The sequence below is a fragment of the Nonomuraea sp. NPDC049269 genome (assembly GCF_043197155.1).
Taxonomy (GTDB): Bacteria; Actinomycetota; Actinomycetes; order Streptosporangiales; family Streptosporangiaceae; genus Nonomuraea.
Map to the genome: position 1 here is coordinate 998,297 of NZ_JBICSO010000001.1, position 16,832 is coordinate 1,015,128.

13 protein-coding genes are annotated in these 16,832 nt (G+C 71.7%); 3 read left to right on the forward strand and 10 right to left on the reverse strand.

Features of this window, described 5'->3' with window-relative positions; genetic code table 11:
- Positions 1–23: 23 nt before the first annotated feature.
- Genes ACGFNP_RS04660 through ACGFNP_RS04675 form a run of 4 tightly spaced genes read right to left on the reverse strand, consistent with a single transcriptional unit; the run spans position 24 to position 5,518 of the window.
- Entirely contained in the window at positions 24–995 is a 972-nt protein-coding gene (locus tag ACGFNP_RS04660; RefSeq protein WP_358329339.1) for an adenylate/guanylate cyclase domain-containing protein, read from the reverse strand.
- Between the two features lie 38 nt (positions 996–1,033).
- Complete coding sequence (locus ACGFNP_RS04665) at positions 1,034–1,861, reverse strand: NUDIX domain-containing protein (RefSeq protein WP_393314801.1); 828 nt, start codon at positions 1,859–1,861, stop codon at positions 1,034–1,036.
- 46 nt (positions 1,862–1,907) lie between these two features.
- Positions 1,908–3,149, reverse strand: a complete 1,242-nt coding sequence (locus ACGFNP_RS04670; protein WP_393314804.1) for an ATP-binding protein — start codon at positions 3,147–3,149, stop codon at positions 1,908–1,910.
- Positions 3,146–5,518: a TerB N-terminal domain-containing protein gene (locus ACGFNP_RS04675; protein ID WP_393314807.1), complete on the reverse strand. Its 2,373-nt coding sequence runs from the start codon at positions 5,516–5,518 to the stop codon at positions 3,146–3,148. Before ACGFNP_RS04675 ends, ACGFNP_RS04670 begins: the two co-directional genes overlap by 4 nt.
- Positions 5,519–5,840: 322 nt before the next feature.
- Between ACGFNP_RS04675 and ACGFNP_RS04680 the strand changes: the two genes are divergently transcribed.
- Complete coding sequence (locus tag ACGFNP_RS04680) at positions 5,841–7,235, forward strand: tetratricopeptide repeat protein (RefSeq protein ID WP_393314810.1); 1,395 nt, start codon at positions 5,841–5,843, stop codon at positions 7,233–7,235.
- Between the two features lie 59 nt (positions 7,236–7,294).
- Positions 7,295–8,116: a PIG-L family deacetylase gene (locus tag ACGFNP_RS04685; RefSeq protein WP_358329324.1), complete on the forward strand. Its 822-nt coding sequence runs from the start codon at positions 7,295–7,297 to the stop codon at positions 8,114–8,116.
- A 37-nt stretch (positions 8,117–8,153) separates the two neighbouring features.
- Here ACGFNP_RS04685 and ACGFNP_RS04690 read toward each other — a convergent pair whose 3' ends face one another.
- From ACGFNP_RS04690 to ACGFNP_RS04705, 4 genes are read right to left on the reverse strand one after another with little or no spacing between them, the layout of a single operon-like run.
- Entirely contained in the window at positions 8,154–9,164 is a 1,011-nt protein-coding gene (locus ACGFNP_RS04690) for a LacI family DNA-binding transcriptional regulator (RefSeq protein ID WP_393314813.1), read from the reverse strand.
- Between the two features lie 10 nt (positions 9,165–9,174).
- Positions 9,175–9,981 (reverse strand): ATP-binding cassette domain-containing protein, encoded by an 807-nt coding sequence (locus ACGFNP_RS04695; protein WP_358329318.1) that lies wholly within the window; start codon positions 9,979–9,981, stop codon positions 9,175–9,177.
- Positions 9,978–10,949 carry an ABC transporter permease gene (locus ACGFNP_RS04700; protein WP_393314817.1) on the reverse strand — a complete coding sequence of 324 codons (972 nt, stop codon included), beginning with the start codon at positions 10,947–10,949 and terminating at the stop codon, positions 9,978–9,980. The genes ACGFNP_RS04695 and ACGFNP_RS04700 overlap by 4 nt, the downstream gene beginning before the upstream one ends.
- Position 10,950: 1 nt before the next feature.
- A complete protein-coding gene (locus ACGFNP_RS04705; protein WP_358329312.1) occupies positions 10,951–11,934 on the reverse strand; it encodes a sugar ABC transporter substrate-binding protein in 984 nt (327 codons plus the stop codon).
- A 150-nt stretch (positions 11,935–12,084) separates the two neighbouring features.
- Between ACGFNP_RS04705 and ACGFNP_RS04710 the strand changes: the two genes are divergently transcribed.
- A complete protein-coding gene (locus tag ACGFNP_RS04710; RefSeq protein WP_358329309.1) occupies positions 12,085–13,014 on the forward strand; it encodes a carbohydrate kinase in 930 nt (309 codons plus the stop codon).
- 49 nt (positions 13,015–13,063) lie between these two features.
- Here the strand turns inward: ACGFNP_RS04710 and ACGFNP_RS04715 are convergent, their stop codons facing one another.
- The gene (locus tag ACGFNP_RS04715; RefSeq protein ID WP_393314821.1) at positions 13,064–15,214 is read right to left on the reverse strand and encodes a DEAD/DEAH box helicase; all 2,151 of its coding nucleotides are present in this window, start codon (positions 15,212–15,214) and stop codon (positions 13,064–13,066) included.
- A gap of 36 nt (positions 15,215–15,250) precedes the next feature.
- The gene (locus tag ACGFNP_RS04720) at positions 15,251–16,795 is read right to left on the reverse strand and encodes a beta-N-acetylhexosaminidase (RefSeq protein ID WP_393314824.1); all 1,545 of its coding nucleotides are present in this window, start codon (positions 16,793–16,795) and stop codon (positions 15,251–15,253) included.
- Positions 16,796–16,832: the final 37 nt, after the last annotated feature.

A 16,832-nucleotide genomic window follows, 5' to 3' on the forward strand; every position in this document is an offset into this window, starting at 1 on the left:
ACAGGGACGCATCCAGTGCGGAGTCAGGTTGCCCGGTCGGTGTGGCGGATGAGCGTGAAGGGGACCAGCTCGCCCAGCCCGCGTACGGACAGCCGGTCGACCGGGCGCAGCTCGAAGGCCCGGTCGCCCTCCAGTTCCTCGGCCATCTCGGGGCCGGCCAGGATCGTTCCCGGATGGGCCAGCGCGGTCAGCCTGCTGGCCAGGTTGACGGGGGTGCCGAACACGTCGCCCATCCGGCCGAGCACCGGCCCCACGGCCAGGCCCACGCGCAACTGCGGCATGCCCTTGTCCTTGGCGTGGGTCTCGATCAGGCGCAGGCCGATCTCGGCCGCCTCGTGCGCCTTGCCCGACACGAACAGCACCGAGTCGCCCAGTGTCTTGACGATCCGCCCGCCGCCCGAGGTCACCACGTCGGCCGAACGGCCCTCGAACCTGTCGACCAGCCCGGCCAGCTCGGTCTCGGAGATCTGCCTGCTCAGCCTGGTGAACCCGACCAGGTCGGCGAACCCCACCGCCAGCCGGGCCGCGCTCGTCTCCTGCTCGACCAGCCGGTGGGCGGAGGCCGCCAACTGGCGGCGCCACGCGTAGACCAGCAGCCGGGCCAGGTCGGGCAGCACCCGATCCGCCCGCCTGCGCCACGCCCTGGGCCGCTCGCTCAGCGGCACGCCCGCCTGGTCGAGCGCCTCGGCGCCCAGCTCGGCCTGCGACTCGGCGAGCCGGGCCGTCGCCCTGCCCAGGGACCTGGCCATCAGGAGCACGTGCTCCTCGTCGTAGACGCCGTCGCTCACCATGCCGAGCAGCGTCCGCAGGGCGTCCACGTCGGAGTCGGTGAACTCCAGGGCGTCGTCGGCGACGTTCGCGAAACCCAGCGCGCGCCAGAACCTGCGGGCACGGTAAACAGGGACGCCGGCCATGTCGGCGACCTGGTGGCTGGTGTAGCGACGGGGCTCGCGGAGGAACGCCTCCGTCAGCCCGTCCGGATCCTCGCGCGCCACGACCGCAACATACACCGTTCACCAGGGTATGGAGGCACCTAGGTGGTTCGTCCGCCCGTAGACCATCCGTACAGCGCGAACGGCTCCTCCGCCAACACCCTGGCGATGGCGGCGGCCGGGTAGCCGATCGTGTCGTCGGGCAACTCGCCGAGCGGCCGCCAGGCGAGTTCGGCGCACTTGTGCGGCTCGGCGTTGTAGGGCTCGCCTGCCCACTTCCTGGTGACGAAGAACAGGCCCACACGGTCGGGGGCGCGGTGCATGACGTGGGCGAACTTCAGATCGTCCGGCTGGATGGTGACGCCAACCTCCTCACGAGCCTCCCTGACGGCCGCGCCGACCACCGACTCACCGGGCTCCAGATGCCCCGAGGGCAGGTGCCATTGGCCGTCACCGTAGCCAGTATTGGCCCGTTTGCCGAGAAGTACGGTGCCGTCACGGACGAGCATCACGTGCACGTCGACGATGGCCCGGAACCTGTCGGGACGCGACTCCCCAGCGGCCGACCGCTCGACGCCCGCGGGGCGGCGGTCGAGTGCCTGGGCCCATTTGACGGCGACCGCGGCCACCTGGATCAGCTCGGTGCGCAGCAGCTCGGGGTCCGACTCGGCGAACGCCTCCAGGACCTCCTCGCGCAGGATGTGCCGCCAGGTCAGCTCCCCGCGCCGGCCCGCCTCATCGGTCTCCCGCCTGGCCCGGTCGGCCTCGGCCACCGCGTCCTCGGCCCCGGTGCCGTCGGGCACGGCCTGCATGCCCCACCTGGCGTCCTGCGCCGCCCGTTCGGCCGCCACATCGCCAAGCACCCTGGCCAGCGACCCCGGCACCCCCGCGTCACCGTCGCGCGCAACTCCATCGCCATCCCTCGTCATGAACGACGAGTCTGCCGGATCCAGCGGGAAGGCGGGCGCGCGATCGTCAGGCCGGGCGGTCGTCGATCTCCTCCGCCGACAGGTCCACTCCGGGCAGGAGCCGCCGCCAGCTCTCCCCGGCATCCCGCTCCAGTACGGCCAGCAGGTCGCAGAACGCCTTGAACGTCGTCCGCGGCCGGCGAAAATACGTCTCCCCCACCCGCCCGAAGCAGTGGTGCATGAAGGCCACCAGCGCGTCGTCGTCCACGAGGTACCGCCCGCCCTCGCCGGAGGCGTACACGAACCGGATCTTGGCCAGCACCACGTACACCTCCTCGGCCGTCAGCGCGGCCAGCCGGAGCACCGGCCCCGAGTGATCCACCGGCCCGACCGCGGCGAAGGCACCGGCGCCCAGCCGCCTGCGCAGCGCGGGATGGCTGAAAAGCCCGCTGTGCCCGTCTCTGAGGAACACGGGGGTGCCCCCGAACACGAAACCCAGATGGGCGACCCCGCTGCTGACGAGGCCCAGGATCTGGTCGTAGTTGGCGTCCCGGGCCAGGGGATCGGCCAGCGTGTACAGGTTGACCATCTCGTCCAGGCAGACGAGCAGCCCGTCGTACCCGGCCAGCCGGACGAACCGGCTCATCAGCGCGATGTGATCGGGCACGGTCGCGTCGTCGATGATCGACCGTACGCCGAGCGCCGACCTGGCCTCCGCCGCGGTCGGGTACTCGGCGCGCAGCCAGCGCAGCGCGGCCGACTTGAGGTGGTCGTCGCCCGTGTCGTGGCCGCGCCAGTACGCGCCGATGACCTCGGCGAAGTCGTGGCCGCCCGGCCGCGTCGCCAGGTACGCCAGGCGTTCCCCGATCGTCAGGGCCGGGTCGGTGCGCGTCTGGCGGGCCTCGTCGAGCGCGGTGGACAGGAAGCGTTCGACGATACCGGCGAGCGCGCCGCCGCCGGGGGTGCCCCGGGTGGCCATGCTGCGGGTCAGCTCGGTGTAGAGGGCGCGGGCCCGGCCCTCGTTCGAGTGCAGCAGGTGCTCGGCGGTGATGTCGGCGTGCATGGTGACCAGCCGCTTCTCCAGCGCCAGCGAGCGCGTCAGGCGCAGCAGGAACGTCTTGCCCGCGCCGTGCTCGCCGATGACGAACCGGACGGCCGTGCCGCCTACGGCGACGCGTTCGACATCGGCGTTCAGCGCCGCCACCTCGGCGGTACGGCCGGCCTGGATGTGGTGCTGGCCGATCAGCGGGACCACCCCTGCCCGCAGCGCCTTGAGGAGGGCGTCGCGTTCGCGGGCGCGAACGGTCACTTCAGCATCTCCCCCAGCACTCGCCGGTCGACCAGGATCGGGTCGTCACCGTCGAGCAGCGGATCGCCCACGGTCTCGTAGGCGGCCTCGTTGACCCGGTCCATCACGCCTTCCGGCAGCAGGTTCCAGGCGTCCGCGAGAGTCTCGAACTGGCCCCGGCCGATGTGCGGCTCATCGACGGCGGCCAGGGCGCGGACCAGGCCGGAGTGGCGGCCGTCCAGGCCCGCCAGCGGGGTGACCTCGGGCGGCGGGGCGGGCGGGGGGACCGGCTCTTCGCCGGCGAGCAGCGAATCGAGCCGCGTCCCCAACTGGGCCGTCTCGGCCAGCCTGGCGACCGCCCCCCAGACGGGCACCGTCGGAGCACCGAAGACGTGCCCCAGGGGTACCCCCTGCGACACGGAGACGTGCGGCACCGGCGACGACACGGCGAGGTCCTGCGGAATGGGGTGCTCCTGCGCGGATAAGTAGGACGCGGGCCCGTAGGGCGTGGAGGCATCGGGCACGGGCCCGTTGGGCGTGGAGGGGTAAGGCGCGGACCCGTTGGGCGTGGTGCTGTAAGGCGTAGAGGTGTAAGGCGCCGGCCCGTTGGGGGTGGACGTGTTGGGCACCGGCCCGAAGGGCGGAGAGGTGAAAGGCCCTGACGGGTGGTGCGGCATGATGACGCGTGGCGGCGGCACCGGCTGGGCGGGGGCGTGCGGCACGTACGCGAGCTGGATCGGCGCATGCCGCACGGCGGCGTACGACCCGGCTCCCAATTGCCCGCCCCCCGCCGTGTCCTGGTCGAGCCCGAGCAGCCAGTGGATCCGGGCGAGGATCTGGGCCTCCTCCGGCGCGATGTGCCCGTCGGCGGCGGCCACGTCCCTCAGAAACTCCGCCACGTGGGCGCGCTGGGCCGCGCCGATCTCCTGGACCCGTTCGATCAGCCCGATCAGCGGCACCTCCGCACCGAGCAGCCACTCCAGATGCGCCCGCAGGCGGGCCCGCTCGCCGGCCGTCAGATGCAGCGCCCGCTCAAGATGCTCGCCCAACCGGCGGTAGGCGACCTCGGGCGTCTGGCCGTCCGCCGTGCTCGCGGCGCCCAGGTGCAGCAGCGCGGTAGCCGCCCGGTACGCGTCGGACGCCGCGGCCGTCGGCCCGTCCGGCGCGGCGAACAAGGCCATCACCCCCGCGGCCGGCACCGGACCTCCCAGTCGCGGGTCCGGTTCGATCCCGACCCCGGCCCGGCCGAGGATCTGGGCGAGCGCGATGACGTCCTTCCTGGCGGGAACGGGCGTGGACAGCAGGGCGACGAACTCCTCGGCGGGCACGAGCGCGGTCTGCTGCTGCCCGAGCCGGCGCAGCGCCCACCGCACCGCCCCGCCCGCCCCGCCGGAGCCCAGGTCGAGCAGCTCCGCGGGCAGCAGCGCCTGGGCGCGCACGCTCTGCCTGGCGCCGGGCAGCCGGCCGAGGAAGCGGCTGTACGCCTCCAGCTCGGAGCCGCACTCCTCGGCCAGCCCGAACAGCTCCCGGGTGGGCGCCGCGAGCGTCAGCACATCGGGTACGCCCGGCAGCACCGGCGGGGCCCCGGCGAACCCTGAGCTCGCGGGCCGGTAGTCGAAGGCCAGCTCCTTGGCGCCGGGCTGGACGACGAGCCCTTCACCGTGACGTGCCGTGTACCTCCGCTGGAACAGCGCGCCGAACTCCTCCGGGCAGCGCGTCGCGGGCGTGCCCGGCCGGTAGGCGGGGTGGCCGTGCAGCCAGGCCAGCGCCCAGTCGGCGGGCACCGGGCGGCCCTGCGCGGCGAGCTCCCCCAGCCGGGCTCGCAACGCGAACACCGCGCCGGTCACCTCGGGCTCGCGGAGGGCCGCCAGCAGCGCCTCGAACGGCGCCGCGTGCCGCTGGAAGGCGTCGTGCCCGGCGTACAGGCCGATGAGGCGCCGCACCTCCTCGTGGATCACCGGCAGTTCCTCTTGGGCCATGGAGCGGTCCAAGTGCAGGTCGTGTAGCACGCGACGTTCGAGGCCGTAGAAATAAAGGAACACGTAGCCGAGGGGCGTTCGCGGATAGCATCGCCCGTCGGCGAGCCAGCTCAGATAGGCCGCCCGCGACGGCGGCGGGAGCGCGGCATAGCTCGGCCACCGGTCGAGCCCCTGACCGTCCCAGTCCGGCTGCGTCATGTCCACGGGCAGTTCGGGGTCGATCAGCGCCGGCTCCACCGACATCCCGGACGCGGAAGGCAGCTCGGAACCCACATAGAGCAGACCGCCGATGATGGTCAGCCCGGCGAGATGGATACCGCTGCCCGGGGGCAGCCACGGCCCCTCCGAGGACAAGGGCAGGGCGGGCTTGGCCTGGCCGGATGACGCATGACGGCCACGCGCGCGGTACACCAGCGGCCCTCCCTCCGCCTCACCACGGATTTGATGAGGATTGCACCCTAGCGCTCCTCCGATTGCACGACATATCGCTCAACACCCTCGTTACAATCTTGAATCCCGACTCAGCCGACCATTTAGCGGTCCGCCCGAAAATCTTTTTCTCACCGAACCGATGACCGGGGTCCGCTGCCATCGGTAAGGCAGCCGCGACGACCAGGCGCTTCCCCCGCCGGACCGGCTTACACCCGACGACGGCCGGACCCGCACGGGAGCCCTTCCGACCTGCGACGCACTCGCCCGGCTCGTGCCGAACGGCCGCCTTTATAGTGGCTGCGTGATCGACGACCAGCACGGGCTGGCGATGAGCGGCGCGGGCGGCGCCGCCGCCCGCCACTACGACCAGGCGATCGACGAACTGCTGCACTTCCGTGCGGAGGTCGACGCCGAGGCCACGGCCGCCCTGTCCGAGTCGCCCGACTTCCCGATGGGCCAGGTCCTGACCGCCTACCTCGGGCTCCTGACCACGGAGGTGGAGGACGCGCGCACGGCCAGGCAGCGGTTCGCGGCCTGGCGCGCCCGCACCGGCGGCTCCGGCGGACTGCTGCCCCGCGAACGCGCGCACGTCGAGGCCGTCCAGGCACTGCTCGACGGTGACTTCCTGACCTGCGGCAGTCTCCTCGGCGCGATCATCGAGCAGTATCCCCGCGACGCCCTGGCGCTGGCGGCCGGGCACCAGGTCGACTTCTTCACCGGCGACGCCCGCTCGCTGCGCGACCGGATCGGCGGCGCGCTCAACGCCTGGCACGAGGACGACCGGCATTACGGCCACGTGCTGGGGATGTACGCGTTCGGGCTGGAGGAGTCCGGCCACTACGACCGGTCGGAGGACGTGGGACTGCGCGCGGTCGAGCTGAACGCGCGCGACGTCTGGGGCATCCACGCGGTCGTGCACACGTACGAGATGCAGGGCCGCTTCGGCGACGGCATCCGCTACCTCGACGCCCGGCTCGGCGACTGGTCGACCGGGACGTTCTTCAACGTGCACACCTGGTGGCACTACGCCCTGTACGCGCTGGAGTCCGGCGACACCGGCCGCGCCCTGGCCATCTACGACGCGGCGCTGGCGGGCGGCCAGGGCTCGATGGAGCTGCTCGACGCCGCCGCGCTGCTGTGGCGGCTCCTCCTGGAGGGCTCCCGCCAGGATGAACGCTGGCGGGAGCTCGCCGACGCGTGGCCGGCCAAGATCGCGGAGCCGTACTACGCCTTCAACGACATGCACGCCGTCATGTCGTACGTGGGCGCGGGCCGCGTCGCGGAGGCCGAGAAGCTCATCGCGAGCCGGGAGGCGTACCTCACCGAACCCCACCCGGACATCACCAACCACGCCATGACCGCCCGGGTCGGCCTGCCGGTCTGCCGGTCGCTGGTGGCCTTCGGCCGGGGCGACTTCGACACGGTCGTGGACCTGCTGTATCCGATCAGGCATCGGATCAACGAGTTCGGCGGCAGCCACGCGCAACGCGACGCCGTGCAGAAGACGCTCCTGGAGGCCGCCCTGCGTGGTGGCCGCCGGGACCTGGCGCGGGTGCTGATCAGCGAGCGGATCAGCGTACGGCCGTGCAGCCCGTTCAACTGGCTCAAGCAGGGCGCACTCGCCGAGGCCCTGGGCGACCGCGCGGCGGCCGCGACGGCCCGCCACCGAGCCGACCAGCTGGCCCGCCAGACCTGACCCCTGTTCCAAAAGCCTCGGTTCCAGAAGTGTCGGTTCCGCCCAGTAGGGTCGGCAGCATGGATCGGCAACTCACCCTGATGGCGGTGCACGCTCACCCCGACGACGAATGCCTGAGCACCGGCGGCATCCTCGCCCGCTACTCCGACGAGGGCATCCGCACGGTCCTGGTCACCTGCACCAACGGCGAGCAGGGCGACGGACCCGGCGGCGTCAAGCCCGGCGACCCCGGCCACAACGACGCCGAGGTGGCGGAGCGGAGGCTGGCGGAGCTGCAGGAGTCGGTGCAGCACCTGGGCGTCGACCACCTGGAGCTGCTCGGCTACCGCGACTCCGGCATGGACGGCTGGGACACCAACAAGCACCCCGACGCGTTCGCCAACGTGCCCGTCGACGTGGCCGCCACCCGCCTCGGCGAGCTGATCAAGCAGTATCGCCCGCAGGTTGTGGTCACCTACGACGAAACAGGCGGCAGCGGCTACAACCACCCCGACCACGTCCAGGCCCACCGCATCACGGTCGCGGCCGTCGAGGCGACCGGCATCCCCGACAAGTTCTACTACACGGCCATCCCCCGGGCCGCGATCAAGCGCATGTTCGAGTTCATGCGCAGCAGCGGTGTCGACCTGGGCGACTTCCAGCCCTCCGACGACTTCGGCACCCCCGACGAGCTGGTGACGGCCGTCGTCGACGTCGCCCCCTATGTCGAGCGCAAGCTCAAGGCCCTGCAGTCACACGAGAGCCAGGGCGAGAACATCTTCCTGCTCCGCATGCCCGAGGAGGCCCAGCAGCAGGCATTCTCCGCCGAGTCCTTCACTCGGGTGGTCAACCGCGTCACCGCACCGGACCACGAGGACGACCTGTTCGCGGGACTCCGCTGACAGACGGGCCCCGCGCATGCGCGGGGCCTTTCACAGCTCAAGAAGCCGGGGACAATTCCCCCGATCCCCTGACGATCAATCGCGTGGGCACCAGGGTGCGCCGGGCCCGGGAGCGGTCGCCGTCCAACCGGGACAGCACGAGCTCCGCCGCCACCTCCCCGATGGCCGCCGGATCCTGCGCCACGACGGTCAGCGGCGGATCCAGCACCTCCGCCAGCGGCAGATCGTCGAAGCCCACCAGCGCCACATCCCGCCGCCCCGCCCGGGCCAGCGCCACCACCGCCCCCATGGAGGCGAAGTTGTTGGCCGCGAACAGCGCGGTGGGCGGGTCTTCGAGGGCCAGGAGCCGCAGGGTGGCCGCGCGGGCCGCCTCCTGGTCGTGGCCCGTCTCCACCAGGGCACGGTCGAAGGGCAGGCCCGCCTCCTCCAGGGCGTCACGGTAGCCCTGGAAACGTTCGCGGCGGGTGTAGAGGGTGGCGGGCAGGTCACCGATGAAGCCGATCCGCCGGTGACCGTACCCGATCAGGTGGGCGATGCCCGCCTGAGCGCCGGAACGGTTGCCGCTGACCACGCTGTCGGCGGTCAGGCCGACGGCGGGCCGGTCGAGGAAGACGATGGGCAGGCCGGCGACGCGTTCCGACCGCAGGTAGCGGTGGTCTCCGGTGGCCGAGGGGACCACGATGAGGGCGCTGACCCGGCGGGCCAGGAAGGTGGCGATCAGGGACTGCTCCAGGTCGGCGGTCTCGCTGGAGGAGCCGACGATGAGGGTCAGGCCGCGGGCCCTGACGGCGCTCTCGATGCCGCCCGCCACCGTGCCGAAGAACGGGTTGCCCATCTCGGGGATGACCAGCCCGATCGCGGCGTCCCTGGCCCCGACCCGCATGTTGCGTGCCATCAGGTTGGGTTGGTAGCCCAGTTTGCGGACCGCGGCCATGACGCGTTCGCGCGTCTCGATGGCCACGGGTCCGTCGTCGTTGAGCACCCGTGAGACGGTCTTGGCGGTGACACCCACCTCACGGGCCACGTCTGTCATGGTGGGACGCCGCATTTCGACCATGCTAGAGGCCGATCGCCTCCGCCGCGTCCTTGTCCGTCACGACCGACTTGCCTTCCGAAACCTGGAGAGCACCGGTCATGATGGCGACGACCTCGGCCATGCTGTGGTCGCCCGGCTTGATCTGGGCGACGCGGCGGCCGAGCCGCTGGACGTGGATCCGGTCGGCGATCTCGAAGACGTGGGGCATGTTGTGACTGATCAGTACGACGGGCATGCCGCGGTCGCGGACCCGCTTGATCATGTCGAGCACCTGTCCCGACTCCTTGACCCCGAGAGCGGCGGTCGGCTCGTCCATCACGACGACGTGCCGGGCCCACGCCACGGCCCTGGCCACGGCCACACCCTGCCGCTGGCCGCCGGACAGCGACTCGACGGGCTGGGTGAGCGAGCGCAGGCCGATCTTCAGGTCGGCCATGTGCTTGGCCGACTCCTCGCGCATCCGCTTCTTGTCGAGCTTGCGGAAGATCGCGCCGAGCGGTCCCGGCTTGCGGAGCTCGCGGCCGAGGAACAGGTTCGTCGCGATGTCGAGCGAGGCGGCGACGGCGAGCTCCTGGTAGACGGTCTCGATGCCGAGCCTGCGCGCTTCCAGGGGGTCGCGGATGCGGACGGGCTTGCCATCGAGCAGGATCTCGCCCTCGTCCGGTTGCAGCGCGCCGGTCAGCGCCTTGATCAGGCTGGTCTTGCCGGCGCCGTTGTCACCGATGACGGCGAGCACCTCGCCGGGCATCAGGTCGAAGTCGGCGCCGTCGAGCGCGACCACGTGGCCGTAGCGCTTCACCAGGCCGCGGGCCTGGAGTACGGGGGTCATCGGGTCCTCCTCCGGGAGAGCTGGTCGACGGTGACGGCGAGGATCACCAGGATGCCGGTGATGAGCGTCTGATAAATCGACGGTACGCCCATGAGCTGCAGGCCGTTACGGAAGACTCCGACGATGAGCGCGCCGATCAGCGTGCCGATCACCAGGCCGCGGCCGCCGAACAGGCTGGTCCCGCCGAGGACGACGGCGGTGATGCTGTCGAGGTTGTCGGTCTGCCCGGCCTGCGGGTCGCCCACACCGGTCCTGGAGACGAGCAGCAGGGCGGCGATGCCGTACACGAGGCCCGCGATGGTGTACACGCTGATCGTCAGCCGCTGCGTGCGGATGCCGGTCAGCCGGGCGACCTCCTGGCTGTTGCCGAGCGCGTACACGTGGCGGCCCCAGGCGGTCTGCCCGAGCACGTACGCGAAGAACAGGAACAGCAGGATCGTGAGCAGTGACCCGTAGGTCACGTTCGTCTCGCCGAGCTTGAACGTCTGCCCGAGGAAGGTCAGCGCGGGCGGCAGGTCGGTGACCGTCTGGTCCTCGGAGTAGATGTGGGTCAGCGCGAACACCACGTTCAGCATGCCGAGCGTGACGATGAACGGCGGCAGCGAGATCTTCGTCACCAGCAGCCCGTTCGCCAGCCCGAACGCCGCGCAGACGGCCAATCCGGCGGCGACGGCGAGCAGCGGCGGCAGGCCGCTGCCGACGGCCAGCTTGGTCATCACGATGCCGCCGAACGCCATGATCGCGCCGTTGGACAGGTCGATGCCGGCCGTCAGGATGATCAGCGTCTGCCCGATGGCGAGCGTGCCGACGACCATCACCTGCTGGATGATCAGCGAGAAGTTGCCGCCGGTGAGGAACTGGTCGCTGTTGACCGCGAAGAACACGCAGGCCAGCAGGAGCGCGCCCAGCGGCCCCGCGGTCGGTGTGGAGATGATGCGGCGCGGCAGCGTCGCTTCCATGACAGCCATGTCAGCCCCAGCAGTTCGCCAGGCCGAAGGCGGTGTCCTTGGCCTCGACACCCTGGACGGCCTTGTCGGTGATCAGGGTGACGCCGGTGTCGGTGTACCCCTTGGGCTTGGCGCCGCCCTTGGCGAAGGCGGCGACGGCCTTGACGCCGTCCTCGGCCATCTTCAGCGGGTACTGCTGCGAGGTCGCGGCGATCTCCCCGCTCTTCACGGCCTTGACGCCGGTGCAACCGCCGTCGACCGAGACGATCAGCACCTCCTTCTCGCGGCCCTTGGCCTTGAGCGCGGTGTAGGCGCCGAGGGCGGCCGGCTCGTTGATGGTGTAGACGAGGTTGATGTCGGGCGCCTTCTGCAGGCAGTTCTCCATCGCCTCCTGGCCCTTGGCCTGGTCGCCGCGCGTGTCCTGGGAGCAGACGACCGACGGGTCGCCCTCGGCGATGCCGAAGCCCTTCAGGAAGCCGTCGTGGCGGAGCTGCCCGACCGTGATGCCGGGGGCCAGGTCGAGGGTGGCGATCTTCGCGGTCTTGCCGGCCATCGCGCCCTTGGCGTACTGGCCGATCAGCTCGCCCGCCTTGAGGTTGTCGGTGGCGAACAGCGCGTCGGTGGCGTCCTGCGGGTCCGTCGGCGTGTCCAGCGCGATCACCACGACGCCGGCGTCCCGGGCCTTCTTGATCGCGGGCACGATCGCCTTGGTGTCGTTGGGCGTGATGAGGATGCCCTTCACCCCGGCCGCGACCATGTTCTCGATGGCGGTGAGCTGGGAGGCGTTGTCCCCGTCGAACTTGCCGGCGGCGGTCATCAACTCCATGCCCGCTGCCTTGGCGGCGGTCTGCGCGCCTTCCTTCATCTTGACGAAGAACGGGTTGGTCTCCGTCTTCGTGATCAGCCCGACCTTGGCGGAGCTGGTGGAGGCCTTTTGCTCGCCACCGCCGCAGCCGGTGACGAGGAGAGCGGCGGCCAGCAGTCCGGCCGAGAGCCTAGCAATCATGGTGGCTTCCTATCAGGGATGATTCAATGTCATCGTTGACATATGTCAACGTTGACATTCGCCGTGCTGCGATGATGGACTCCGTTTCTAGAAACGTCAATGCCCCCGCGACGTAACAAATCTGCAAACATGGCAGAAAGGTTGACCCTGATGATCGCTGTCCTGGGCGAATGCGTCGCTGACGCCTTCGCTGACCGGCGTCCCGGTGAGCTGGAGCTCCGGGTGCTGCCGGGCGGGGGGCCCGCGAACACGGCAGTGGCTCTGGCCCGCCTCGGCACCTCGACCCGGTTCCTGGGGCGGGTGTCCGGGGACGTGTTCGGGGAGCTGTTCCGCGAGCACCTCGCCTCCTCCGGGGTGGACCTGTCGGCCTGCGTGTCCGCCGGTGAGCCGAGCACGCTGGCGGTGGCCTCGCTCGACGAGCGGGGTCAGGCGGCCTACAGCTTCCACGCCGAGGGCACCGCCGACTGGCAGTGGACGCCCGAGGAGCTCGCCGCCGTCGACCCACGCGGCTGGTCCTGCCTGCACACGGGATCTCTCGCGCTGGTCAGGCGGCCGGGCGGCGCCGCGGTGGAGGCGTTCGCGGCGGACGCCCGCGAGCACGCGACGATCTCGATCGACCCCAACGTACGGCCCAGCCTGGCCGGCCGGGAGGACTACCCGGTGGAGCGCTGGTGCGCGGTGGCCGACATACTCAAGCTCAGCGACGACGACCTGTCCTTCCTGGCGCCGGACGTGCCGGTGGAACGTGCCTGCGACGCCTGGCACACGGCGGGCGCCCGGCTCATCGTGATCACCCGGGGCGCGGCGGGCGCGCTGGTGTCACTGGACGGGAAACGGACATCGGTGCCGGCGCCGCAGATCAAGGTCGTCGACACCGTGGGGGCCGGTGACTCCTTCACCGCCGGGCTGCTGCACCGGCTGGGCGTGCGGGGACTGCTCGGGGGCCGCCTTGCGGGGCTCGACCTGGAGACGGCCGCCGACGCCGCCGGCTTCGCGGCCCGGGTGGCGGCGCGGACGTGCTCGGTCGCGGGAGCGAACCCGCCGTGGGCGCACCAGCTCAACGAGCCCGCGGGACTGTGACGCGATACGCGACCCAGCGCTACGAGAGCCGGCCGCGCAGGACCCAGCGCTACCGAACGGAAGCCCCGCCCAGGAGCCGGGCCTGCTCCTCCTCGACGATCTGGCGGGCCAGCGCCTGCTCGGAGACGTCGATCGCGTCGGGCGCGGACTCGGCCAGATCGCTGCGCCGGGCGTACGCGTCGAACAGCGCCGTCTTGGCGTGCAGGATCTTCAGCAGCCGCTCGTCCACCCCGCCGGGCGAGAGCAGCCGGTGCACCTGGACCCGGCGCACCTGCCCCATACGGTGCGCGCGGGCCACGGCCTGGCTCTCCATGGTGGGCTTGACCTGCGGTTCGCAGATGATCACGACGGAGGCGGCCTGCAGGTTGAGCCCGACCCCGCCGGCCTGGATCTGGGCGAGCAGCACGGCGTGCCCCGGCACCGCGCTGAAGGCGTCCACGGTCTCCTGGCGGCGCTCCGGCCGCAGGTCACCGGTGAGCGGCCCGTGGACCGCCGGGCCGAGGGCGTCCCGCACCGCGGTCAGGACGTCGCGGAAGTAGGAGAAGACCACCACCTTCAGCCCGCTGTCCGCCGCCTCGTCGACCAGTTCGCGCAGCCGTTCGAGCTTGGCCGACTTGTCCGGCACCGCGTAGGCGGCGCGGCGCATGGCCATGAAGTTGCCCGCTGCGACCGCCTCCCGGTAGGCGTCGGCGTCCGCGGCACTGAGCTCCTCCCACTCGTCGACGCGCACGAGATCGGGCAGCTCGGTGAGCACGTCCTCCTGGTTGCGGCGCAGGTAGACGGGCGCCACCGCGCGCCGGAACGCCTGCGCGCCGGCCGCGGCGTCGCTGCCACGCACCTGGGCGAGCAGCTCGGGCTGGAGGGGGCGAACCAGGTTGCGGAACTCCTCCACCCGGTTCTCCATCGGCGTGCCCGTCATGAACAGCACCCGCTCGACCCGCCCGCACCATGCGGCGACGGTCCTGGACCTGCGGGCCTCGGGGTTCTTGGCGTAGTGGGCCTCGTCGACCACCAGCATGCCCACCTCGACGGGCACGTCGTCGAGCCGATGCAGCCCGTCGAAGGTGGTCACGGCCACGCCGCCGCGCTCCAGCCACTCCGCCAGGGCGGTGTCCCGCTCGCCGCCGTGCAGCCGGTAGGCGGGCAGCGTGCTGCGGGTCTCGATCTCGCGAATCCAGTTGATCAGTACGCTGGCCGGACAGACCACCAGGAAGTGGCTTCTACCGCGCGCCTTGAGGTGCGCGAGCGCGGCGATGGCCTGCACGGTCTTGCCGAGCCCCATCTCGTCGCCGAGGATCACCCGGCGCTGCGCCAGCGCGAACCGGGCCCCGAACGCCTGGTAGCCACGGAGCGAGACCCGGCGGTGGGTGTCGTCGAGCTCCTGGTTCCTGACCCGCTCGGCCAGGTCGTCGGGCAGGAACCCCTCGGCGGCGACCCGGTCGCCCGGCTCCAGGGCGGCGATCTCGGCCAGCAGGTTGTAGTAGTCGGCCGCGCGGATCTCGAAGTCGATCCACACCTCCGCCCCGGAGGGCGCCGGCCGCAGCAGGTCCACGGTCGCCTGCGTGATGAGCAGCCGCGTCTCGGTCTCCCCGGCGAGGATCTCGGAGATCCCGGCGACGGCCTCCTCCGCCCGCCGCCGCTTCTCCTCGCCGGACAGCAGCCGGCGCCACCAGCCGCTCACCGCCCGGGCCACCGGCATCAGCGCGGCGAGCCGCTCCTCGACCGCGCCGGCCGTCCGGCGGGCGCGCGGCAACTCGGGCCCCGCGGCCACCAACGGGTGCAGGGCGGCGAGCAGCGCCGTGGTCTCGGCGTCCTGGCGCTCGACGTCGATCTGGACGGCGGTGACCTCCCGCGCGGCGCGCTCGATCTGCTTGGCCGCCGCGTGCACCTGCCGCTGCGTCTGCGGCCCGATCCCCGGCAACCGCTGCAGCTCGTACGGCGTGGCGTCCAGAACGTCGAGCACCGTCGTGTAGCCCATGCGCTCCAGCATCCCGAGCCGCAGCCGCCCGCCGGTCACGTCCTTGAGCCGGCCCACCGGGATGCCCGCGAGCTCGGCCCTGGCCTGCGGCTTGCGCAGCGCGGACATGGCCGCCACGACCCGGGTCAGCGCGCGCTCGTGCTCCGCACGCAGCTCCCGCGCCCCGGCATGCAGCCGCGCCGCCTGCCGCAGCACGGCCCGCACTTCCCTGGCACCGCTCACGAGCCTGAACGGTACCGTCCCGGCGGCGCGATCAGCTCAGGAACCGGCGGGCCAGGCAATCTGCCCGGAGTGGTAGTAATTCACGCCCATGACGCGCCAGCGCGGCCCCTGCGCCCCGAGGCGCTTCTTGAAGGCGGTCCAGTCGTGCTTGCCGTACGGGGACCAGGCCAGTTCGGCCAGGGCGGGCAGGCGCGGGAAGGCCATGTACTCGATGTCGGCCGACGTCCTGATCGTCTCGGTCCACAGCGGCGCCTCCACGCCCAGGACCTGCTGGGACGGCAGGCCGGTCAGGTAGGAGCCGGGGTTCCAGCCGTAGGCGTCCTTGACCTCGATCAGCCCGGCCCAGTCCTGGCCTAGCTGGGTGCGCGAGTTGTACTTCATGTCGAGGTAGGCGCGGCTGGCCGGGGACATGATGACCTTCCGCCCGGCACCGGCGACGGCGCTGTCGTCCGGCGTGGTGCCCCAGTACTGGGCGACCGTGGAGGGCAGCGGCGTGGCCTTGACGATGTCGTGCCAGCCGATGACGGTCTTGCCGTGCGCGGCGGCGATGGCCTGCGCCCGGTTCATGAACGCGGCGTAGTCGGCCGGCTTGGTGGAGCTGGCCTCGTCGCCGCCGAGGTGCAGGTAGGGGCCGGGGGTGATCGCGGCCAGCTCGCCCACCACCTGGTCGATGAAGGTGTAGGTGATCTCCTTCGACGTGCACAGCGAGCTGAACCCGACATCGGTCCCGGTGTAGAGGGGCGGCGCGACGCCGCCGCAGTTCAGCTCGGCGTACGAGGCCAGGGCGGCGTTCGTGTGCCCGGGCATGTCGATCTCGGGCACGATCGTGATGTTGCGGGCCGCGGCGTAGGCGACGAGCTCCTGGTACTGGGCCTTGGTGTAGTAGCCGCCCGGGTCGCCGCCGACGGCGGTGCTGCCGCCGTACGTGGCCAGCCTGGGCCAGGAGTCGATGACGATGCGCCAGCCCTGGTCGTCGGAGAGGTGGAGATGCAGGTAGTTGATCTTGTACAGGGCGATCTGGTCGATGTACCGCTGGACGGCGGCCACCGGGAAGAAGTGGCGGGCGACGTCGAGCATGGCGCCCCGGTAGGCGTACCGCGGCGCGTCGGTGATCCGCCCGCCCTGCACGGGCCATGGTCCCGGCTGGACGGTCGCGGCGTCGGCCGCGTACGGCAGGAGCTGGCGCAGCGTCTGCACCCCGTTGAACAGCCCGGCGGCCCGGTTGGCCAGCACGGTGATCCCGGTGGCGGTCACGTCGAGCTGATAGGCCTCCTCCCCGCCGCTCACGCTGCCCAGCCGCAGCGAGATGCCGCCGGCGGCCGGCGCCGCGACGATGGGCACGGGGTAGCCGGTCGAGCGCCGCAACTGCCGCGCGAGCTGGTCGCCCACGGCGGGTACGTCGGTGTAGAGGCTCGTGGACGAGGTGATCCGGTAGGTGACCCCGGCCGCGGGCGTCGCGCTGACCGGCACGGGGACCACGCCACCGAAGCTCAGGGGCGCGGCGGCGGGCGCGCTGGGGGATGCCGACACCGAAGTGGCCACGAGGGCCGCCACCAGGACCAGCACTGTGCGCAGGCTCATGGCATCACCATACGGATGCGATCAGCACTAGTAAAGA

Excerpts from the sequence above, each read along its gene's own strand:
- ACGFNP_RS04665 (WP_393314801.1), bottom strand. The coding sequence starts at position 1,861 with ATGACGAGGGATGGCGATGGAGTTGCGCGCGACGGTGACGCGGGGGTG.
- ACGFNP_RS04685 (WP_358329324.1), top strand. The coding sequence starts at position 7,295 with ATGGATCGGCAACTCACCCTGATGGCGGTGCACGCTCACCCCGACGAC.
- ACGFNP_RS04690 (WP_393314813.1), bottom strand. The coding sequence starts at position 9,164 with ATGCGGCGTCCCACCATGACAGACGTGGCCCGTGAGGTGGGTGTCACC.
- ACGFNP_RS04695 (WP_358329318.1), bottom strand. The coding sequence starts at position 9,981 with ATGACCCCCGTACTCCAGGCCCGCGGCCTGGTGAAGCGCTACGGCCAC.
- ACGFNP_RS04700 (WP_393314817.1), bottom strand. The coding sequence starts at position 10,949 with ATGGCTGTCATGGAAGCGACGCTGCCGCGCCGCATCATCTCCACACCG.
- ACGFNP_RS04705 (WP_358329312.1), bottom strand. The coding sequence starts at position 11,934 with ATGATTGCTAGGCTCTCGGCCGGACTGCTGGCCGCCGCTCTCCTCGTC.
- ACGFNP_RS04710 (WP_358329309.1), top strand. The coding sequence starts at position 12,085 with ATGATCGCTGTCCTGGGCGAATGCGTCGCTGACGCCTTCGCTGACCGG.
- ACGFNP_RS04720 (WP_393314824.1), bottom strand. The coding sequence starts at position 16,795 with ATGAGCCTGCGCACAGTGCTGGTCCTGGTGGCGGCCCTCGTGGCCACT.